17 protein-coding genes are annotated in these 20,705 nt (G+C 73.1%); 5 read left to right on the forward strand and 12 right to left on the reverse strand.

The window, feature by feature from the left end:
• Positions 1-46: 46 nt before the first annotated feature.
• The 4 genes from ACGFT1_RS25990 to ACGFT1_RS26005 are packed head-to-tail and all read right to left on the reverse strand — an operon-like array spanning position 47 to position 4,224.
• Positions 47-889, reverse strand: a complete 843-nt coding sequence (locus ACGFT1_RS25990; RefSeq protein WP_373911396.1) for an ABC transporter permease — start codon at positions 887-889, stop codon at positions 47-49.
• Positions 886-1,794: an ABC transporter permease gene (locus tag ACGFT1_RS25995; RefSeq protein WP_373911397.1), complete on the reverse strand. Its 909-nt coding sequence runs from the start codon at positions 1,792-1,794 to the stop codon at positions 886-888. The genes ACGFT1_RS25990 and ACGFT1_RS25995 overlap by 4 nt, the downstream gene beginning before the upstream one ends.
• Positions 1,758-3,029 (reverse strand): spermidine/putrescine ABC transporter substrate-binding protein, encoded by a 1,272-nt coding sequence (locus ACGFT1_RS26000; protein WP_373911398.1) that lies wholly within the window; start codon positions 3,027-3,029, stop codon positions 1,758-1,760. Before ACGFT1_RS26000 ends, ACGFT1_RS25995 begins: the two co-directional genes overlap by 37 nt.
• Positions 3,030-3,045: 16 nt before the next feature.
• Complete coding sequence (locus ACGFT1_RS26005) at positions 3,046-4,224, reverse strand: ABC transporter ATP-binding protein (RefSeq protein WP_373911399.1); 1,179 nt, start codon at positions 4,222-4,224, stop codon at positions 3,046-3,048.
• Between the two features lie 233 nt (positions 4,225-4,457).
• Between ACGFT1_RS26005 and ACGFT1_RS26010 the strand changes: the two genes are divergently transcribed.
• Both ACGFT1_RS26010 and ACGFT1_RS26015 read left to right on the forward strand, forming a co-directional pair.
• Positions 4,458-5,555 (forward strand): LacI family DNA-binding transcriptional regulator, encoded by a 1,098-nt coding sequence (locus ACGFT1_RS26010; RefSeq protein WP_373911400.1) that lies wholly within the window; start codon positions 4,458-4,460, stop codon positions 5,553-5,555.
• Between the two features lie 575 nt (positions 5,556-6,130).
• Positions 6,131-6,301, forward strand: a complete 171-nt coding sequence (locus ACGFT1_RS26015) for a hypothetical protein (RefSeq protein ID WP_373911401.1) — start codon at positions 6,131-6,133, stop codon at positions 6,299-6,301.
• A 234-nt stretch (positions 6,302-6,535) separates the two neighbouring features.
• Here ACGFT1_RS26015 and ACGFT1_RS26020 read toward each other — a convergent pair whose 3' ends face one another.
• The 4 genes from ACGFT1_RS26020 to ACGFT1_RS26035 all read right to left on the reverse strand — a co-directional run bounded on the left by ACGFT1_RS26020 (position 6,536) and on the right by ACGFT1_RS26035 (position 8,692).
• Positions 6,536-7,027 carry a hypothetical protein gene (locus ACGFT1_RS26020; RefSeq protein WP_373911402.1) on the reverse strand — a complete coding sequence of 164 codons (492 nt, stop codon included), beginning with the start codon at positions 7,025-7,027 and terminating at the stop codon, positions 6,536-6,538.
• Positions 7,011-7,502, reverse strand: coding sequence for an RNA polymerase sigma factor (locus ACGFT1_RS26025; protein ID WP_373911403.1), 492 nt, complete (start codon positions 7,500-7,502; stop codon positions 7,011-7,013). Before ACGFT1_RS26025 ends, ACGFT1_RS26020 begins: the two co-directional genes overlap by 17 nt.
• A gap of 132 nt (positions 7,503-7,634) precedes the next feature.
• Positions 7,635-8,273: a class F sortase gene (locus tag ACGFT1_RS26030; protein ID WP_373911404.1), complete on the reverse strand. Its 639-nt coding sequence runs from the start codon at positions 8,271-8,273 to the stop codon at positions 7,635-7,637.
• Positions 8,270-8,692, reverse strand: coding sequence for a sortase-dependent protein (locus ACGFT1_RS26035; RefSeq protein ID WP_373911405.1), 423 nt, complete (start codon positions 8,690-8,692; stop codon positions 8,270-8,272). The genes ACGFT1_RS26030 and ACGFT1_RS26035 overlap by 4 nt, the downstream gene beginning before the upstream one ends.
• A 492-nt stretch (positions 8,693-9,184) precedes the next feature.
• Here ACGFT1_RS26035 and ACGFT1_RS26040 point away from each other — a divergent pair, with 492 nt between their 5' ends.
• The 3 genes from ACGFT1_RS26040 to lanL all read left to right on the forward strand — a co-directional run bounded on the left by ACGFT1_RS26040 (position 9,185) and on the right by lanL (position 13,275).
• Positions 9,185-9,811, forward strand: a complete 627-nt coding sequence (locus ACGFT1_RS26040) for a hypothetical protein (protein ID WP_373911535.1) — start codon at positions 9,185-9,187, stop codon at positions 9,809-9,811.
• Between the two features lie 732 nt (positions 9,812-10,543).
• Positions 10,544-10,726: an SflA family class IV lanthipeptide gene (locus ACGFT1_RS26045; protein WP_373911406.1), complete on the forward strand. Its 183-nt coding sequence runs from the start codon at positions 10,544-10,546 to the stop codon at positions 10,724-10,726.
• A 2-nt stretch (positions 10,727-10,728) separates the two neighbouring features.
• Entirely contained in the window at positions 10,729-13,275 is a 2,547-nt protein-coding gene (gene lanL / locus ACGFT1_RS26050) for a class IV lanthionine synthetase LanL (protein ID WP_373911407.1), read from the forward strand.
• A 365-nt stretch (positions 13,276-13,640) separates the two neighbouring features.
• Here the strand turns inward: lanL and ACGFT1_RS26055 are convergent, their stop codons facing one another.
• The 4 genes from ACGFT1_RS26055 to ACGFT1_RS26070 are packed head-to-tail and all read right to left on the reverse strand — an operon-like array spanning position 13,641 to position 20,496.
• On the reverse strand, positions 13,641-17,003 hold the full coding sequence (locus ACGFT1_RS26055; RefSeq protein ID WP_373911408.1) for an SAV_2336 N-terminal domain-related protein: 3,363 nt from the start codon (positions 17,001-17,003) through the stop codon (positions 13,641-13,643).
• The gene (locus ACGFT1_RS26060) at positions 17,000-17,950 is read right to left on the reverse strand and encodes an AAA family ATPase (protein ID WP_373911409.1); all 951 of its coding nucleotides are present in this window, start codon (positions 17,948-17,950) and stop codon (positions 17,000-17,002) included. Before ACGFT1_RS26060 ends, ACGFT1_RS26055 begins: the two co-directional genes overlap by 4 nt.
• Positions 17,947-20,097, reverse strand: a complete 2,151-nt coding sequence (locus tag ACGFT1_RS26065) for a trypsin-like peptidase domain-containing protein (RefSeq protein WP_373911410.1) — start codon at positions 20,095-20,097, stop codon at positions 17,947-17,949. The genes ACGFT1_RS26060 and ACGFT1_RS26065 overlap by 4 nt, the downstream gene beginning before the upstream one ends.
• Positions 20,098-20,100: 3 nt before the next feature.
• Positions 20,101-20,496: a CU044_2847 family protein gene (locus tag ACGFT1_RS26070; RefSeq protein ID WP_373911411.1), complete on the reverse strand. Its 396-nt coding sequence runs from the start codon at positions 20,494-20,496 to the stop codon at positions 20,101-20,103.
• Between the last annotated feature and the right edge of the window lie 209 nt (positions 20,497-20,705).

Genomic DNA, 20,705 nt, shown 5'->3' on the forward strand with positions numbered 1-20,705 from the left:
GTGTGCCGGTGAGCCGGTGTGCGAAGGACGCGCGGACCGGACCGGGTCAGGTCGCGCGACGCCGGGAGAACAGCACGTTCGCCCCGGCGATGATCAGGCCGCCGACGAAGATCAGCGTTCCCATGACGTTGACCTGCGGGGGCACGCCGGTACGGCTGGCGCTGTACACCCACAGCGGGAAGGTGACCGTACGGCCGGCGTTGAAGCTGGTGATGACGTAGTCGTCGATGGACAGGGCGAAGCAGAGCAGGGCACCGGAGGCCACGCCGGGCAGCAGCATCGGCAGGGTGACCAGCCGGAACGCCGTCCACGGGCCCGCCCCCAGGTCCCGGGCTGCCTCCTCCAGCGTCGGGTCGTGTCCGGCCATGCGCGCCCGTACGGTGATGGCGACGTAGGGGATGCAGAAGGCCACGTGCGCGATCACGACGGTCCAGTAGCCGCGGGGCACGCCCATGACGATGAACAGCGACAGCAGTGCGGCGCCGAGGGCGATCTCGGGGGCGGCGATGGCGGCGAACATCAGCAGGTCCACCGAGCCCCGGCCGCGGAAGCGGTGACGGCCGAGCGCCAGTCCGATCGGTGTGCCCAGGAGGGTGGCGACCACGGCGACGACCACGGCGATGGTGAGGCTGTTGACCAGCGCGGAGGTCAGGTTGGGGATGGCGAACAGGTGCCGGTACCAGGAGAGGGTGAAGCCCTGCCAGGTGAAGTTCACCTTGCCGCGGGTGTCGTTGAACCCGAACAGGATCATGACGGCTATCGGCAGCAGCAGCCAGGCCAGCACCAGGGCGGTGTAAAGCGTCAGGGCGGGGCGGCGCCGGCGTCCGGCGCGGCGTGGACGTGGCGGGGCGGGTGCGCCGGCCGCGGGGGCGACGGTTGTGGTGGTCATCGCGCGGCCGCCTCCAGGACCTCGTCGGTGCCCAGGGCCCGGGCGTAGGTGAACACGGCCAGCAGCAGCGCGCCCATGAGGACGAAGGACAGGGCGGAGGCGCCGGGGTAGTCGAGGTTGGTGAAGTACTCGGTCTGGATGATGTTGCCGATCATCGTCGTGGAGGGGCCGCCGAGGATCCCGGCGTTGACGTAGTCGGCACAGGCGGGCACGAACGTCAGCAGTACGCCGGCGAAGACCCCGGGCAGCGACAGCGGCAGCACCACGCGCAGGAACGTCTGCGCCCGCGAGGCGTACAGATCGGTGGAGGCCTCGATCACCGTGGGGTTCACCCGCTCCAGGGCGACGTACACGGGCAGCACCATGAATGGCAGGAAGTTGTAGGTCAGTCCGCCGATCACCGCGTAGGGCGTGGCCAGCAGGTGGAAGCCGGCCGGAAGCAGACCGATGTCCTTCAGCGGTCCGAGTAGGACGCCGTGGTCGGCGAGCACCACGTTCCAGGACTGGGTGCGGATGACGAAGGAGACGAAGAAGGGCAGCAGGAGCAGGAAGAGGAACACCGATTTCCGCCGGCCGGCCCGGAAGGCGATCCAGTAGGCCACCGGGTAGCCGACGACGGCGCAGCCGACGGTCGCCGCGGCGCCGTAGACCAGGGACCGGAGCAGTTGCACGTGGTAGGTACGGACCACGTCGGCGTACGTGCTGAAGTGGAACGTCTGGCGGAAGCCGTCGATGAAGTTGCCGGTCTGCAGCGACAGCGACACCATCACGATCACGGGAGTGACGAAGAAGGCGGCCAGCCACAGCCAGCCCGGCAGGATCATCAGATACGGGGCCAGCGCCTCCCCGGGACGGCGGCGGCGCCGGGTCAGGCCTGGTAGATCGGTTCGAACAGCGCGTTCCACTGCTCCTCCTCCTCTTGGTCGAGCACCCGCAGGCGGCGCAGCTTCGACTGGTCGGCCCCGGTCGGGAAGACCAGGGGGCTGGTGCTCAGGGCGTCGAGCACGGTGCGCCGCCTGCCGGTGGCGGCGGCCGCGTCGCGTGCGACGACGCGCTGTGCGGCGGGAACGGGGCAGACGAACTGCACCGTCTCGCTGATCTTCGCGGCGACCTCGGGCCGGTAGGCGTAGTCCATGTAGGCCAGGGCGTCGACGGGATGGACGGCCGTCGACGGGATGCAGAGGTTGTCGGTCCACAGCAGACCGCCCTCCTCGGGGATGACGAACTCCAGCTGTGAGCCGCTCTGATTGGCCTGGAAGACGTCGCCCGAGTACACCAGGGACGCCGCCAGGTCGCCGCGCTGGAGGGAGGACTGGTAGGTCGAGGTGGAGTAGGAGCGGACCATGCCGGCGTCGCGCTGCTTGCGCAGCCAGGCCGCCGCCTTGCGCCAGTCGGCATGGGTGGAGGTCTCCGGGTCCACGCCGACGGCCAGCAGCGCGATGTTGCCCATCTGGACCGCGTCGTTCCACATGCCGACCCTGCCGCGCAGTTTCGGGTCGAGCAGGTCCTGCCAGCTGGTGATCCTCCGGCCGACCCGGGCCGGGTCGTAGCCGATGCCGGTCATGCCGGACTGCCAGGGCACGGTGTAGACGTTGCCGTGGTCGAAGGGGGAGTTCTTGAAGGCGGCTCCGCCGTACCGCGCGAAGTTGGGCAGGCGGGTGTGGTCGAGCGGGGCGAGGTAGCCGAGCTCGATGTACTTGCCGAGGTAGCTGTCGCCGCCGACGACCATCAGGTCGTAGCCGATGCTCTGTCCGGAGGCGAACTCGGGCTGGATCTTGCCGAACCAGGAGGCGCTGTCGTCGATGAGCTCGTCGTAGGTGACCTCGATGCCGCTCTCGCGGGTGAAGGCGTCGAGGGTGGGATGCTTGCTCTGGTCGGCGGGGTCGACGTCGATGTACTGCGTGTAGTTGACGAAGTCCAGCCTCCCGGACCGCTTCCTCCCCCTCCAGAAGCCGGTGACGGCGGCGGCGATCTCCGCCTTTCCGGTGGGGACGTGTACGCGGGCGCCGGGGACGCTGCACGCGGCGAGCGGGGCCAGCGCGGCGGCGCCGACCGCGGCGCGCAGCAGGCCGCGCCGGGTGCGGCCGCGCGGGGTCAGTCCGCGCGGCCGGGGCGCGAAGGGTGTGGAGTGCTCGGGCATGGTGCTCCGCCTGTCGTCAGCGCGAGGTGAGGGAAACCGGGTCCGCTGCGGTCGCCGGGTTGGCGGGGGCGGAGGTGAGCAGGTAGGAGTGGTCGGTGGCCCAGGAGAGCCAGACGGTCTCGCCGCGGGACGGGGACGCGCAGGCGCTGCCGTCGTTGGGCTGGAAGACCGTCATCTCCGCTCCGCTGCCGGTGTCCACCGTGTAGCTGGTGGAGGTACCGAGGTAGACCACCTCCCGGACGGTGCCGCGGACACGGCTGGCGGTGTCGGCCGGCTCGGTGGTCAGCGTGATCTTCTCCGGCCGCACGGTGAGTTCGACGGTCCCACCGGCCACGTGGGAGCCACGCAGCGGTACCGTGACGCGCTGGCCGCCGCCGAGGTCGAGCACCCCGGTTGCCGCTCCCACCGAGGTCAGGCGCCCGCCGATCAGGTTGGAGGTGCCGATGAACCCGGCGACGAACGCGGTGGCGGGCCGCTCGTAGACCTCCTGCGGCGGGCCGACCTGCTCGACCAGGCCGTGGTTCATCACCGCGATCCGGTCGGACATGGTGAGAGCCTCCGCCTGGTCGTGCGTGACGTAGACGAAGGTGATGCCGACCTCGCGCTGGATGCGCTTGAGTTCCAGCTGCATGCTCTGGCGGAGTTTGAGGTCGAGGGCGCCGAGCGGCTCGTCCAGGAGGAGCGCACGGGGGCGGTTGACCAGGGCACGGGCGAGGGCGACCCGTTGCTGCTGGCCGCCGGAGAGCTGGCGGGGATACCGGTCCGCCTTGTCGGCCAGTTCGACGGTGTGCAGCATCTTCCCGACCCGGTCGCGGACCTCGTCCCTGGGCACGCGCTTGCGGCGCAGGCCGAACGCCACGTTGTCGGCGACGCTCAGGTGCGGGAAGAGGGCGTAGGACTGGAAGACCATGTTGATGTCGCGCTTGTTGGCAGGCACGCCGACCATGTCGCGGCCCTGCAGGAGGATCTGCCCGGCGGTCGGTTCCTCGAAGCCGGCGATCATCCGCAAGGTGGTGGTCTTGCCGCAGCCGGAGGGGCCGAGGAGCGAGAAGAACTCGCCCTCGCCGATGGCGAGATCGACGCCGCGCACGATCGCCGCGTCCCGGGTGCCGGCGCCGCCGAAGTCCTTGACCAGGTCGACGAGGGTGATGGCGTCGCCAGCGGCTGGTGGCGGCGAGAGGGTGTCGGTTGCCATCCGTGGAACCTCCGGTGTTCGGGGCGTGCGATCGGGGCGGACGCGGGCAGGGGACGTACCGCGGCCGGCCGGTGGAAAAGGCGGACGGGGACGGTCCCGGCGGAGTTGATAACGTTACCAACGGGGCTGACCTTACCCACGGACAGGCGCCGTCCGTCAATGGTTGAATGGCCTCGAATTTCATCGGCCGGTTCCTCGGCCTCCGCCCAGCCGTCACCCACGAGAGATCGCCCATGCCCAACACCCCACGGCCGCCGCGACGCGTCACCATTCCCGACGTCGCCCGGCACGCCGGCGTGGGACAGGCCACCGCCGCCCGGGTCCTCGGCGGATACGGCTCGTCGAGCGCGGCCACCCGGGAACGGGTGCTGGCCGCCGCCGCCGAACTGGGCTACAGCACCAACGCGGTGGCCCGGAGCATGATCAGCGGACGCACCCACACGCTGGGCGTGGTCGTCGCCGACGTGGAGAACGCCTACTTCGCCCGCGCGGTGCGCGGCATCACCGACGTCGCGGCCAAGGCCGGCCTGCACGTCATCCTCGCCAACAGCGACGAGAAGGGCGAGACCGAGAAGTCCGCGGTGCAGATGTTCATCGAGCGGCGCGTGGACGGCCTGGTCGTGGCACCCGCGGCGACCGACCACGAGCACCTCGACAAGGCCGTCGCCGCGGGCATCCCCGTGGTCCTCCTGGACCGTGCACTGAGCGGCGCCACGCTGGACACGGTCGTCGTGGACAACCGCGGTGCCGCCAAGGCGGCGGTCTCCAGGTTCACCGACGCGGGCCACACCCGCATCGCCGTGGTCACCTCGGCGTCCCCCGACGAGAACGCCGCACAGCTCGCACCCGGTGCCGACATATGGACCACGACCGAACGCCTCACCGGCTACCGGCAGGCCCTGCTCGCCGCCGGCATCCCGCGCGGGGCAGAGCTGATCCGCCACACCGGATACGACCGGACCTGGGCACGCTCAGCCGTACTGCAGCTGATGAGCTCGCCCGACCGGCCCACCGCACTGTTCACCACCGACAACGTGGCCACGCTCGGAACCCTCGACGCCCTGCTCGACCTCGGCGCCCGCATCCCCGGCGACGTCTCGGTCATCGGCTTCGACGACGCCGAATGGGCCACACTCGTCCGGCCGCGGCTGAGCGTGGTCAGCCAGCCGGTGCAGGAACTGGGCGGGCTGGCCGCCGACATCCTGGTCCGCCGTATCAACGGCTCCACGGCCCGTCCTCGCCGGCACACCCTGCGCGCCGTGTACGTGCCGCGCGAATCCACCGGTCCCGTGCCCGCGCGGGTACGGCACCTGCGGGCGCCGGGGCAGTGACGGGCTCACAGGTCCGGGGCCGACAGGACAGGGGTCCGACGCGGGCGGCCGGTACACCTCGATCGCCCCTGCCGGGCACCACCGTGGCCGCCGGCGACACCAACAGGCCCTTGGCCGCCCGGCGAAGGGATGCGGCTGGTGAACGTGTACGTTCTGGTGGTCCTGATGACAGCGGTGATGGTGGGGTGATACCAGAGGGCCGCGCCCCCGGCCGCGGCGTTCCCCGCCGCGCTGCTCACCGGCCACACCCTGGAGCGCCAGTGAACACTTCCGTCGACCCGGACCCCGCACTCGGCACGGGGGATGCGCGTGGATTACCGAGCCGGCGACCGGCCCGGGCCGCCGTGACCGCGGATCTCACGGGCTGCCCGAACACGTCCGACCGTGCCCGTCATCCCCGCCGGATCCAGCGGGTGACCGGCACGCCGGCCCCGGCCGAGGAGATCGACGGTTTCATGGAGAGTGCGCAGGAGTTGTTCACTGACGAGATGAACCGGTTCGGGCCCGACCCGCACCTGTAGGCGTCCCGCACGACCCGGCCCGAAGCCGGCCACCCAGAGAAAGCAGACTGCACCGTGTTCCAGGAAACCCCCATCTTCAGCCGCCTCGTCGCCGAGCGCGGCGACATCCCCACCCAGGTACGCGGTGAAGCCGAACGCATACACCGCGACCTGGCACGGGTGATGCCTTGGACATCCGCATCGGATCTGCCCGCCCGCCCCATGCAGGACACCAAGAGATGGTGACGGTGCGGACGTCGCGTGGCCCCTCCCGCTCGCTCGCCGCCGCGCCCCGCCCGGCTGAAGGACCACCCACCGCGGCGCGGGGGAACCGGACCGCCCGTCGTGCCCTCGTCCGGATCAGGACCTGGGCGCCCGCGGTGCCTACAGGCCTGATCTGACCGAACGGGCGTGTACGGGGAACCACTCACCAAGGGCACGCCGGCCGCCTGAGCCGAGACGCGGCCCACCCGCCGCCGGTCACCTGCGGCTGGTTGCCTCCGGTGTCGGGTACGCCGGGGTCTGCTCCCGCGACGGTGCCGGGCGGCGCGGGCCGGGCCGGACCGTCTTGCGGGAGCCGGGGGCGGCCGTGGAACTCGGGGCGCGGCTCGGGCGCGCCTCGGCGCCGGTGCTCTTGCGGGGGCCCGGGGCGGCGGAGTCCGAGGCCGGTGCGGTCGGTCCCGGCGGGGGAGTGGGGCCCGGCGCGGTCGCGGGGGGCGGCGGAGCGAGCGGAACCGCCGGCGTCGCGGGGCCGGACGAGCCGGACAGGTGCAGCGGCAGTGCGGCGAGGGCCGCCGCGCACGTCAGGGCCGCCCCGGCGGCGGCGCGCAGCAGCTTGCGGCGGGCCGCCGTGCGGCGGATCGCCTTGTAGCGGCCGGGTGGCGGGCCGAGGTGGTCGGCGGGCGGCCGGAGGATCACCATGAGCGGGTCGTCGGACGCGGACTCCGGGTCGTTGTCAAAGCGAGTGGTCAAGGTTTCTCCTCAGGTGGACGCGGAGCAGTTCCCGGGCCGCGTGCAGGTCGGCCTTGACGGTTCCTTCCTTGCGTCCGGTCAGTACGGACACCTCCCGGATCGGCATGTCAGCGTAGTAGTGGAGGAGGATCGGTACGCGCAGTCGTTCCGGCAGGGACTGCACGAGCAGGCGCACCGAGGGGTCGCTCTGCTCGGTGTGGGGGCTGAGCGAGGCCTCGGTGGTGGCGCGGCGCACGGCCCGGCGTTCACGCTCGAGCCTGCGCCAGTGGTCGCGGACGATGTTGGCCGCGGTCACGTAGAGGAACCCGCGGGGCTCCTCCACGGATGTCCAGCGGGCCCAGAGCCGGGTGAACGCCTCGGAGGCGATCTCGTGGGCCGTCTCGTCGTCGTCGACGAGGCGGCGGCACCAGCCGGCGAGGCGCGGGTACAGGGCGGCGAACAGTTCGGACGCTGCCTTGTCGCGGGACCGTTTCAACGCTCTCCAGGGTCGGGGTGCCCGGTCGGGCACGGGTGGGGGCTGCGGGCGGGCCGGCGCCCCGCGGGCGGTGACGCCGGGCCGGTGGTGCGGTGTCCGCCGGCCCGGTCGCCGCCGCGGGGTACCGGTCGGTCACGGACCGGTGGAGCTGACGGTGGCGAAGACGATCACGTTGTCGCGGTAACCGCGGCCGTCGCGCGGGCCGCCGCAGGTGATGAGCCGCAGTTCCGGGCGGTCCACGTTGCCGTAGACCTCTTCGGTCGGGAAGTGTGCCTTGGCCACCGTGCGGAGGGCGGTGACGGTGAACTCCGCCTGCGTACCGTTCTCCAGGCGAGCCACGATCCTCTCGCCGGTGCGCAGCCGGTCAAGGTGGTGGAAGACTCCGTCGCCGTAGGAGCCGACCGTGACGTGGCCGAGGATCACCGACGGCCCGCGCTCCCCCGGCGTCGGCGAATTCCGGTACCAGCCCGCCCGGTCGTGCGCGGTGACCGGGGGGACCTGCACGGTGCCGTCCGGTGCCAGGCCGAGGCTGAGCAGCGGGGTGTCGACCCCGATGGCCGGGATGCGGAGCCGGACCGGGACCGAATGGCGCAGCGGGCGCGGGGCGTAGCCGGTGCCCGGCGGCGTGGCCGGCGGGCTTGCCTGCGGGGTGCCGTGGTGCGCGCCCGCCGGGTGGGCGGGGGCGGGCCGGCCGGTCCCGACGCCGCGGCAACCGGCCAGCAGCGTGGTCAGTGCCGCGCCGCCGAACGCGCGCCGGGAGAGCGGTGTCATGCCCCGGTCGCCCGGCGGCGGACGACGAAGACGGCACCTCCGGCCAGCACCAGCGCCGTACCGGCCGCGCCGCCGATCAGCCCCTCCCGGGATCCGGAGTCCGCGGCGGGGGCGGTGACGCCGGTGTCGGGTGCTCCCGCGGGCACCTTGCCGACCTGGTCGCGGGCCGGGGCTCCGGTGGGTCCGGTGCCCGGCCTGCGGCCGTTCTTGGTGCTGTCCTGGGCGGGGGCACTGGGGGCGGGGGTGGCGTCCTCGGAAGGGGCCGGCGTGGGGGTGGCGACCTTGGAAGGGGCCGGCGTAGGGGTGGCGGCCTTGGAAGGGACCTGGGTGGGCGTGGTCCCGTCGGCGAAGGCGGGCACGGTTCCCGCCAGCACCGTGGTGCACGCGAGTGCCGTGGCACTGAGGACGGTTCGGCGCATCGGATGGCTCTCTCTCGTCGGCCGCCCGCACGGTGGGCGGACGGTTGCGGAATCGAGCGGAGAGACGAGGGGGAGCGGAACCAGGTTGTAAAGAACAGGCAAAGTCGCGTGGGGGTCGCAGTTCCCGTTCTCCTCGGTGACGTGCGGCGCGTTCCGGCGGCAGCCCCTGCTCGCCGAGACCCGCCGTCAGCCGCTGTACCGACTGATCAGGCAGGCGCCCCCGGGGCAGTCCTGACGGAACGGCAGGCGGGGTGCCCGCCCACGGCCGGCAGATCCGCAACGGGAGGGGCGCACGGCCGGACGACGCACGCGGTGATGCCGCCGGCCGTGACCGGAGCGCGGACCGTCGTCCGCTGGTCGTACCTGAGCACGACACGGACTGCATCCAGCGGGTGTTGCGTTGACCCCACCGCTGACGCGCAGGCCGGTTACCGTACTAGGTCCCCGGCACGGAAGGGCGACGACGCCATGGACAGGTCTGCCTTGAACAGTGTGGTCCGTGAGAGCCTCGTGCTGGGTGCGGCCCTGGTGTCGGTCGTGCTCTGCGCCACGACCAGTGGGGCTGCCCCCGGGGACACGAGGGGAGCCGAGGCGACGGCTGCCGTTGCCAGCGGCGAAAGCGGCTGTCCCGTTGTGTACTTCGACCTGGGCGAAACCCTCCTGCACACCGCGGACGACGGCGCCACCTCCTATGAGCGTGGCGCGGCCTCGTACCTGCGCTCCCTGCGCGAACGCCACGTCAGAGTCGGCCTGATCACCAATGTCCCGTCCTCCTGGGGCACGACCGACGCCGAGCGGGCCGCCAGGCTGAAAGAGGAGGTCGACGCGACGTGGCGTGGTCCGGCCCCCTTCGCCTGGGAGGATTTCGGGGACCGGATCCTCACTCCGCGCGCCGAGACCGAGCGCAAGCCGGCTCCGGTCCTTTGGCAGCGCGCGAAGGCCGACTCGGGCCGGTGCCGTGTCGTCTACCAGGCGGAAACGGCCGAAGAGGTCAAGGTCGCGTCCTCGCTGGGCTTCGTGCCGTACCAGGTCGGCCGACCTCACCGGCCCGCATTCCTGCCGGTGGGGCTGATCGAACTCCTCCGGGTTCCGGGCGGCGGCGTCATGCCGGGTGGATGAAGCGGCTCACATAGGCGAGGACCACGGCCTGCACCCGGTCACGGAGTTCGAGCTTTTGCAGAATTCACCCCGGAGGGGACTTCACGGCCGCCTCCGCGAGGTACGGGGTGGACGCGATCCCGGTGTCGGACAGGCCGCAGCGCACCAGGATGCACACCGCGCGCCCACGGGCGCCGAGCCGGCTCGACCGCTCCTCGCGGTCGGCGCTGCCGCCGTCGGGAACGTGCGGGCGTAGCCCCTCCGGCAGGCGGCGGTGATCGGCGGGAAGACCACCGCGCCGCCCGCGGCCACGCTGCGTGGCGCGGTGAGCAACGGGGCGCCGCCCGCCCTTATTGCCCTTCGCCCCGGCGGCCCGCAGCCCGTCGTTGGCACGTCGACCGGGCTGTACATCCGGCGCGCCCGGCCGGAGGCGGCGCACGCCGTAGCCGCCGGCCACGTCCGCCTGGACCGGCGACCGCCCGGCCGCCCTTGGCGGTGATGTCCGAGACGCGATCAGGACCTCGGGCGGCGCTCCTCGTCCGTGTCGACGTCTGATCCGCGGGTGGGGTGGCGGCCCTCGGGCGAGGCCGGCACCGCTGCCGGCGACATCTCCGGGAGCAGTGCCACCTGACCTCTTGTCAGGAAGTGCCCCCCTGCCTACCTTTGTGCAGCGAGTTCACGGCCAAGCGGGTCCACCGGCCCGCGTGAGCCCTTGCCCGCTCCTCAGCGCACGACACACCATGGAGGCGTCACATGCCCATAGCCGTGCCGGATCTTCTGCAAGCCGACGGATTCCGCGACGCGGGTCCGCTGGAGATCGACGACGAGGCGATCGTGTTCGAGGACGACGACCGCGGCGACCGCGAGCACACGGCGTGTCTCGCCGACCCCTGGGTGACCGCCACCACCCGCTTCGCCTGTGACCTGAACTCGTAAGGGTGGCCGTTTCCATCGCCGGCCGCAGCGGTTGGTCCGACGACACATGGTCGTACCTGAACGATCCGCGGATGCCGGCGATGGAGCACGGCTGGAAACTGCACGTCTCGGCGCGTCCCGGTGACCTGGAGGCCGTGACCCGGCTCGTCCTGCCGGTGCTGTCCCGGCACGTCTGCCACGCGAAGTTCGCCCGTGACCCGGAGACGCTGCGCCGCCTCAACTCCGGGGCGGTGAGCGCCGGAGCCGTCGGCAAGGCGATCACCGTGTACCCCTTGGCCGGCACCGTGGTCGAGGTCGCCCGGGACCTCGCCGCCGTACTGCGTGACCGGGAGGGCCCGCGGATCGTCAGCGACCGGCGGGTCGACCCGAGGGCCCCGGTCTACTACCGCTACGGCCCCTTCACGGGCGACTACCGGACCGGCCGGAGCGGGCGGCTCGAATCCGTCATGACCGGGCCGGACGGCCGGATCTTCGACGGCCTGGCCGTCGGCCGCTACCGGTGCCCGCCCTGGGCGGAGGACCCTTTCGCGACCGGCCCGGGACACGGTGACGAGCCGTCCGCGCCCGGCTTCGGCGGCGGACGCTACACGGTCACCGCCGGCATCACGCGCGCACCCCGGGGCAACGTCTACCGCGCGGTCGACCGCACACTCGGGCGGCCGGTGGTGGTCAAACAGGCGAGGGCCTTCGTGGGCGAGGACGAATCCGGTACGGACGCCCGCCACCGGCTGCGCAACGAGCGCACGGTGCTCACCGCGCTCGACGGCGTCACGGGCGTGCCCCGGGTACTGGACTATTTCGCTCACCAGGCGGACGAGTACCTGGTGATGAGCAGCTGCGGTGACCGGGACCTGCGCAGAGAGGTCCTGCGCAACGGCCCCTACCGGGACGACGACACCCGGCCGGCACGCGCCCTGTCCGTGCTCGCCTCCCGGCTCCTGCGCGTCCTGGACGCTGTCCACGGCCGGAATGTGGTCGTCCGCGACCTCAAGCCCGACAACGTCGTGCTCGACGGCTCCGGCCACTGCCACGTGATCGACTTCGGGATCAGTGAGTGGAACGGCGCCGGCCCGGGAGGGGCGACCCCCGGATACAGCGAGCCGGTTCTGCGCGTGACCGGACCGGCCGCCCCCGCCGACGACCTCTACGCCCTCGGCGCCACCCTTTTCTTCGCCGCCACCGGCATGGACCCGGTGATCGTCGACACCGACCACGGGGTCAACCGGGACCGGACCCTGGCCTGCCTCGGATGGGCACTGCCCGGGCGCACCCACCGGGAGATCCGGTCGTCGATCACCGGGCTCCTGAGCTTCGATCCGGCCGTACGGACCGCCGCCGCCGAGCGCCTGCGCACTGGCACGGCCGGAAGCGAGGGCGGGCCCGCGCGCCGGCCCGCGCGCCCCCGGATCGACAGCGGCCTGCTGGACGAGATCATCGAGCACACGACCGCGTTCTGCGTCGGTGAAGCGCACGCGATCGTGGACCCGGAACGGGCCGCACGGCTGAACGTCCCCACCTCGATCGACGTCTACGGCGGCAGTTCGGGACTCGGGCTGGAACTCCTCCACCACGCGCACCGGCCCCACGTGCGTGCGGCCGTCACCGCGTTGGCGCGGTGGACGGCGGAACAGACCAGGAACCTGCCACCCGGCTTCTACACCGGGCGCACCGGCGTCGAGCTCTTCCTTGAGGAGGCGGAGGCGAGGTCGGGGACGGACGCGGACGCGCGGCGCGGGTACCCCGTCCTGCCGGACCGCGCCCCGGACGGCGGACCGCCGGAGGCGGATCTGATAGCGGGCGCCGCCGGAATCGGCCTCGGCCGGCTGATGCTCGCCCGACACGCCCTCCGCTGCGGTCACCGAGACGCCGCGGACCGGCACCTCGCCGTCGCCGCCGACTGCGACCGGATGCTGGCCTCGGGCACCGCCCGGCTGACCCCGGCCGGTCCGGACACGGCCGGCAGCGCCGCGCTTCGCGAGGGCATCGCGCACGGCGAGGCGGGCGTCGCCTGCTTCCTGCTCGAATACGGCGGCGCGACCGGGGACCCGGACGCGATCAGCCGCTCCGAGAAGGCCGCCGCGCGCCTGGCCGCCGTGACACCGGACATCATCGCGGCGGCCGCCGGGCCGGGGGCGACACGCCGCTACGGCTCGTGGTGCCGGGGCCTGGCCGGCATCGGGGCCGTACTGGTCCGGGCCGCCGAACGCCTCGACGAGCCCGCGTACCTCGACCTCGCCCGGCGCGCCGCGCGCGCCTGCGCCGCACTGGCACCGCGGATGCCGCTGGTCACACAGTGCTGCGGACTGGCGGGAGTGGGCGACCTGATGGTGGACGTCGCGGAGGCGTCCGCCTCCGAGGAGTTCCGGGACGCGGCCGAGACCGTAGCCCTGCTCATCCTGAGCCGCAGCGGCGGCACCTGGTCGAGGCCCGTGTTCCCGGACACCACTCTCGACCGGTCGAGTGCCACCTGGGCCGGCGGCTCCGCGGGCGTGCTGACCTTCCTCAGGCGCCTGCGCGACCGGGGCGGTGCACGGCTCGGCCTCGTCTGACCGCTGCCACCGGCGACGCGGTCGCCCCTGCCGCCCACTTCATGCCGGTCATGCCCCACGACCGGGCACGACCGGCCCGGTCCGACCGCGGCTTCCCCCGCCCGGGAGCGTGCGCGCGTGCGGTGGCAAGGCCCCGGAGTGCGATCTCTCGGGCTGGTGCCGGTGGTAGGGAGACCTTCACTGCCGTGGCCGGCCGGGCGCGCGTTGTCGAGGAGACTGCGGCTGGCAAGGCGCCGAACGGGACTGCCGCCGAGGGCGGCACCCTCGTGGAGGCACTCGCCGACCTGGAGCTGCCCGAACCGTCACGCCCTCGCCCTAGCGGTCCGGCCGGTCGTGCCCCCAGCCCGCGCGGATCGCGCGACTTGTCACGAGCGTCCGGACAGGGGGCGTACGACCAGCTCCGCCAGCCGAAGATAGGCGTCCACGGTCGCCGCCCGGAGGTCCTTCAGTTGCCAGTGCGCTGACTGCAACGCGGGGTCGAACGGCACCTGTACCACCTGATCGGCCTCGATGCGCAGAGTCCGGTGCAGTTCGCCGGGGAGGCCACGGCGGTGCGGGCCGTCGGTCCGGGTGGCCACGGCGACCGCCTGATCCGCCAAGTGGCCCCGGCCGCCGTCCCGGACCCGGTCGAGTATGCGCGCCGCGGCGTCGAGGAACCAGTCGGCGGTGCCGCAGCACACGACCAGCTGGTCGGTGTGGTCCAGGACCAGGTCCATGGAGGCGTCCAGCGTGACCGGCGCCCAGTCCGTGAGGACGAACGCGTAGTACGGCGCGGTGTGGGCCAGTACCCGCAGGAACTCCTGGGCATGCGTGGAGTTGGGCCCGTAGTGGCCACCCGGGCGGTGCGCGACGACTTCCAGGCCCGAGGGCAGGCTCGTGGTGTGCGCCGCGACCTCCTCGTACGAGGGGCCGAGCGGCAGCGCGGCCAGGTCCCGCGGGACGGCCCGGTTGCGGTCGGGCGGCAGGAAGAAGCCGAGCGTGCCCTGGGTGGCCGCTCCGTCGAGCGCGAGCACGGGCTCGGACCGGGCGGCGGCCAGCAACGAGCCCAGGGCAACCGTGGTGGTGGCCCGGCCGCTGTAGTGGTAGGCGCTGACGAGCGTCACCCGTCTGCTGTGCCGTATCGGGGTACGCAGCCGGTTCAGGCGTCTGCGCAGCTCGACGCGGGCAGGACCGAACCGGGGCACGGGCAGCAGCCGGTCGGCCGCAGGGCGCGGACCGGGCCTGGCCGGCGGGGTGAGCGGCACGGGCTGCAGTGACCGGCCGTTCACCGGTGGGGCCGGCGATCGGGTGTCCTCGTCGTACCGCAGCCGGGTCAGCGCGATGTACTTGGCGAGGGCGTCGGCGACCTCGCTCGCGGTGGGACGGCGGGCCGGGTCGTCGTCCAGACAGCGCAGCACCAGGCGCCGCAGCTTCTCCCAGCCGTCGCCCTGCCACAGGTGCATGCCCTCCGGCACATTGGGCAGCTCCACGCCCGACTTGCTGCTGATGAGCTGGAGCATCGCCCCCAGCGCGCGCATGCTGTCCGCGACGGTCGGCGCAGGTCCGGCCCCCAGGTACCGGCCGTCGACGGCGTAGTCGGAGAGGTCGCCGAGCACGATGGTGCGGCGCAGCACGTACACGCCGTCCAAGCCGAAGTCGGCGGGCACCAGGCCACTGGCGTGGCACAGGGCGAGCGCGTTCGCCAGATGCCAGGACACCAGCAGGCCGCGCACCAGGTCGACGGGTGCGGTGCGCTGCTGAAGGGACCGGGCGAACACCTCCGACAGCCGCGGCGGCTGCCCGTCCGGGGTGTCCTGGTCGCGGACCGGTGTCATCGCCAGCCACGGCGGGGAGTCGTCCGGTCCGGTGGCGAGCAGCGTGGGCGCGTACTGCCCTTGGAGACGGCCCAGCACCTCCGCCTCCACGGCGATCAACTGAGCGTTCGCCGCGGGCAGATCGGGCCGGGGCGTACGCAGCACCGCCTCCGTACCCTGCGCGTCCACTCCCTGGTACAGCACCGTACGGCGGCCCCGGCGCCGGCCGCGCAGGGTGTACGCGCCGAGCCGTGCCGGGTCCGCGTCGGTCAGCGGCTCCCACCCGCCGGTGGCCACGGAGGCACGCTCCGGTTCCGGGCCGGACAGGCCGGGCACACGCTCGAAGGACACCCCGAACCGGGCGAGCAGCCGACGCTCGACGCTGGTGAACGGCGGCTGTGAGCCCGACAGGTGAGCGGAGCCGTCCGGGTGGGCCAGCCAGGCCGGGAAGTCCGGCGAGTTGCCCGCGAGTTCTTCCAGGTACCGGCCGATACGCCGACCGGTGCGCAGGAGTTCGGCCTGCGGGACCGAGTCCAGCAGCGCCGCCTTGGACTGCTCGGTGAAGTCGAACACCCGGTGCTTGGCGGGCAGCGGGCCGGGCACCGGCGCCGGGTGCGGCCCGACCAGACCGCCCAGGAACACCTCCGCCAGGTGCGAAGTCGTGGCCTGCCACGGCACCGCCGACTGCACCAGCCGCATCACCGGCACGGACAGCGGGGAGACCGCCGCCAGATGCGCCGCCAGCCGGTACGCCTCCGGGGTGGCCGCGTCCCGGAAGTGCTGGGCGCTGGTCAGGTCCCGCGCGGCGGTCACACTGCCGTACGGGTCCGGGCGGGCCAGTAGCGGCAGCTCCACGGTGGCGCCGGGCGAGGCCAGCAGCCGAGCCCACGCTCGCAGCGGCTCGGGCGTCGGCTCCAGCACGGGCACCGGCACTCCCTCGAAAGCGGACAGCTCCAACGGCAGCACCGGATCGCTGACCTCCCAGGCCGCGTTGGCGCCACCGATCCGCCGGGTGGCGACCTGCCAGCGCTCCGCGGCGATGCCGGATGCCTCCCACATGTCCGGCGGCAGCGTCTGCACCACCGCCACCGGACCGCGGGAAGCCCACTCCGCCAGCAGCCGGTGCATCGCGCCGGACCGCCAGGCGGCGCCCATACCGTCGCTGACGACGAGGGCGAGGGTGCGCCCGGAGGGGTCGTTCACGGTGCTCAGCGGCAGTACACCGCTCTCGGGCCGGAACGGCCTGGCGCGCAGAGTGGGATCGCGGGCACCGCGCGTGTCGAGGCCTAGCACGCGAATGGTGGCGAAGGCGCCCAACCGCTCCAGCAGCGTGCGCAGTTCGGCGCCGAGCCGGTGCCACAGCAACATCGACAGACCGTCGTCGACGAGCAGCGCGAGATTGAGCCAGCGTTCCCGCAACGGCCGCTCCACCACGTCGGGCAGGTCGGTCTCGGCGAGCAGGGCCGCGGTGCGCTCTTCGTCGATCTCCGTGCGGTGGCGGCTGTCGAGCCGGCGCCGCAACGGCCGGAGGGCGCGTCCCACTGCCAGCTCGTCGGCCAAGGCCTTGCCCTCGGGCACCCGCACCGGCAGCGCCCGTCGCGGCTCGGGCGCGGACGGGGCGAGCCGCGTCTCCGGTACCGGTGTCTGCCGGGCCGACGCGTACAGGGAGGGGGCGGTGAGGTCGGGCAGGTCCGGGTCGTCAGGTTGCGGTGCCGCCTCCTGCGGGGCGGGCCGGCCGGGTTCGGGAACGGGGTCCGGCGCCGGGCGGCCTGCGGGAGGCGGCGGCTCGCGCAGCAGCGGAGCGTCCGTGCCCGCAGGCAGCCTGCGGGCGAGCCAGAGCACGTCCAGTACCTGGTCCGCGTCCAGGTCATGGCCGCAGGCCGCCAGCACCCGCAGCACCTCGGTCAGCCGCTCGCCGCCGCCCGCCACGGTCACATGGCTCCGGTGAGTTGGTGCAGTACGGCGTCCAGCAGGCCGTCCGCTTCCAGGTCGACACCTCCGGTGCGCAGAAACACGGCGTTCAGCAGCTGGTCGGTGGCCAGTTCACCCAGCGCACGGCGGCGCAGGAAGGCGTCGATCAGGTCGTCCGCCTCCTGCAACGCCTCCTCACCGAGGTGCGCGGTGACGATGGTGCGCAGCCGCTCCTCGTCGGGCACCGGCAGTTCCAGCCGGAGACAGCGGCGCAGGAACGCGGGCGGGAAGTCCCGCTCCCCGTTGCTGGTGATGATCACCACAGGGAACTCGGCGCACTGCACGAGCCCTTGGTGCACCCGGACGGTGCCCCGGTGGTCGGAGGTCTGCACCTCCACGTCGGCCGTGCCCTCCGGCAATCGGACCAGCTCCTTGATCTCGAAGTAACCCTCCTCGAACACCGTGAGCAGGTCGTTGGGCAGGTCGACGTCGCCCTTGTCCATCTCGTCCACGAGCAGGCAGCGCGGGGCGGCGGACGCCACCAGCGCCGTACCGAGCGGTCCGAGCCGGATGAACTGGCCGATGGAGGGCTCGCCCTCGCTGCGGTCCCGGCTGAGCGTGGTCTCCCGCAGCCGGCCGATGGCGTCGTACACGTACAGGGCGTCCGGCACGGAGGAGCGGCTGGTGACGGACCAGCGCAGCAGATCGCCCAGGCACAGTTCGTGCGCGATGGCCCGGGCCAGGGACGACTTGCCGGTCCCTGCGGGCCCGGTCACCAGCAGCGGACGGCGCAGATGCAGGGCCGCGTTGACGATGTCGGCGTGCCGCGGGTCGATGATGTACGGCAGCTTCGGACGCGTCACGCGCGCCGGGGTGAACCGCCGCCAGGGCGGGGCTGCGGGGAGGCTGACGGCCTGCGGAACGCCGTCGCCCCGGAACAGACGCCAGTCGGCGCCGGCGGCGGATGTCATGGGCCCTCCTGAGGTTCGGACAGGTGCAGGCGAGGGACGCTGCGGTCGGCGTCGGCCCAGGCGAGGACCGGCCGGCCGGGGAACTGGGGCGGATCGGCCTGGGCGTTGGCCCGGTAGTCGTGGACCGTGTCGGGCAACTCCCGGGTGGCGACCCCGGACATGTGACGGACGCTGTGCGACGGGCCGTCCTCGCGCCGGTCCCACATCACCACAGGAATGCCCAGAGCCAGGCACGTCTGCACGATGCGGTCCCGGTGAGGGCCGGGTGGTACGTCCACGGAGACGCGTACCGTGTCGAGTTGGTTGACGAGCCGGGAGTACAGCGTGTCCCGGTCCGCGGGTTCGGAGACGACGAGCGTCCCGCCCGAGTCCAGGCGGCTCCACCTGCTGCGCCAGCGGGAGACGAAGCGCCCGTTCCGGCGCAGGAGTTCGGGGCAATGTACGACCAGCGGGAACTCCACCCCGAGTACGCCGGGCACCAGTTCGGCCGGACTGTCCCCAGCCGTCCACTCGTCGACGGGCAGGTTGAGGCCGCCGCGGTCCACGAGCACCTCCACCAGGGGCGGCCGCTCGTCCTCCGCCGGAGGGGTGAGCGAGTCCAGCACGCGCAACACCTGGCGTGCCGCCTCCGAGGTCGAGTACGGCTTCACGCTCTCTGTGGAGACCTGCCGGGGGCCGGCCCCCTCGTCGCACCAGATCCGCAGCCGGTGCCGGTCCCGCCCGGCGTTGGCCACCTGCACCAGGACCCGCACCCGTGTGGCCCGCACGCGCGCCGACCGCGCCCACTCCTGCGCGTCGAAGCGCCGTTCACCGAGCGCCGACCGCTCGATGCCCAGCCGTCGGGCCACCCCGTCCGCCCACAACCGCAGCTGCGCCCGCCGGGTGTCGGGGCACAGGGCACCGACGTACTCCACCACCCGCAGCAGTGCCGGCACCCGGCGCTCGTCGCCGCTCGCGTGACCGTCCCCCGGAAGGGTCTCCAGATGATCGAGCAGCGCGTCCACGGTCTCACCGCCGGACCGGGCCGCCAGGTGCGGTAACGCGGCGCGGACCACCTCGGGTAACCGCCCCAGCACAGCCGGGGAGAGAGCGCGCAGGTGTCCGTACAGCTCCTTGTACTCCGCCGAGGTCAGCAGCCGTGGTGTGCGGGACAGGGCACCGGCGGCCAGGACCCGGTCGGCGCCCCGTGGATCGTCCCGGCGCAGAATGCCGGTGAGTGCGGCCATGGCGCGCGGACGCGTCAGTACGAAGGCGGTGAACTCCTCCGGCGTGGGCGGCACGACGTCACTGCCGGGCTCCACCCCGCACAGCCGGGCCAGCCGACGGGCGCAGTCACCCCGTCCGCTCGGCGAGGGCAGCAGGTCCTCGATCACTCCGAGCAGCACCTCGAAAGCGGGATCGTCCGGCTCGACCGGCGAGGGCCGGATGTCGTCCAACACCCCGAGGGAGCCCAGTTCCGCTTCGACGGCCTGCCAGGGCACGGCCCAGCTGCGCCGGATGACGCCCTGGAAACCCAGTTCGAGTGGGGCTCCGGCGTCGTCCACCGGCATGAAGTGCCCGACGACCAGCCCGACCACGGCCTGCTCCTCCCGGCACCACAGGGGGCCGCCGCTGTAACCGGGGCCGACGGCCATGCCGGTGGAGGCACCGTCGAGGTAGGCCAGGCGGCCGTGCAGCGCGGAGACGGTGAGCCGGGCGAGGGTGGAGGCACGGCCCCCGCCGTGCCAGGCCTCCGCCTTCTGGCCGGCCGCCATGGCGGCCTGGCGGGGCGGGGGCGGTAACCCGCCGGCCGGGGCGTCCACGCGCAGCACCGCGAGGTCGCCGAGCCACTCGGCGGCGCCTGCGGTCACCGGCCCACCGCCCCGGGCGCGGGGCGGGATCCAGTGGGCCACACGGGAGGAGAGCCGCCGGCCCCGCACCATGTCGTCGTCGCGCACCTCCACCGGAACCTCTTCGACGCCCGGCGGCCGTGCGTCGAACATGTCCCTGCCCAGAGCGGCGTTGACGACATGCGCACAGGTCAGCACCGTGTCGGGGCCCAGCACGAAGCCCGCCCCGGCGGGCCTGCCGTCCTCGCTCCGCCGGACGGTCACGACATGGCGGGAGGGGTCGTCGGAGCTGTCCCACCGGTTATGGAACCATCCCACGCGTCACTCCGCGCCGGGTGTCACGCCGGCGTCCGCGCCCGGCTTCCAGCTGGCCGTGACGGTGAGATGCGCCTGCCCGGCCGCGCCGACGATCCCGAACTTGAGATCCTGCCCCACCTGCACGCCGAAGGTGACGCTCAGCTCGGTGGGTGGCTCGGGCACCGCCATGGCCGCGTGGTGGACCTCCTGCAACAGCGGGCCGATGGGGCGCAGGGCGGCGCGCAGCGCGTCGGCCGCGAGATTCGCGACCGCCCGGCTGCCGGCCCCGACCGGCACGGCGCGGCCCATCCCTTCGGGAAGGTCATCGTCCACGGCGGAAGGCACCGCACCCGCGACAGAGGTCAGCAGGAAACGGACCGGAGTGCCGTCGGAGAGCGCGAGTTCGGGTGAAGTCGACACGTCATCAGTATCGGCCCGAACCAGACACGGAACGCGGCCTTTGCCCAACTCGGTTACCCAAACGAGGCCTTGCGGCGCCGAGGGTCGAGCCTGACGCGAACCACGACCCGGGCCGGGCAACGTGCCTCCGCCCTGTCCCCGCCGCCCTGTCCCCGCAGTCCGGGCCACCCGCTCCGGCTGCGGGTCGGCCGCCACGATCCGGGCGTCCC

The sequence above is a fragment of the Streptomyces sp. Y20 genome, from assembly GCF_043195475.1.
Taxonomy (GTDB): Bacteria; Actinomycetota; Actinomycetes; order Streptomycetales; family Streptomycetaceae; genus Streptomyces.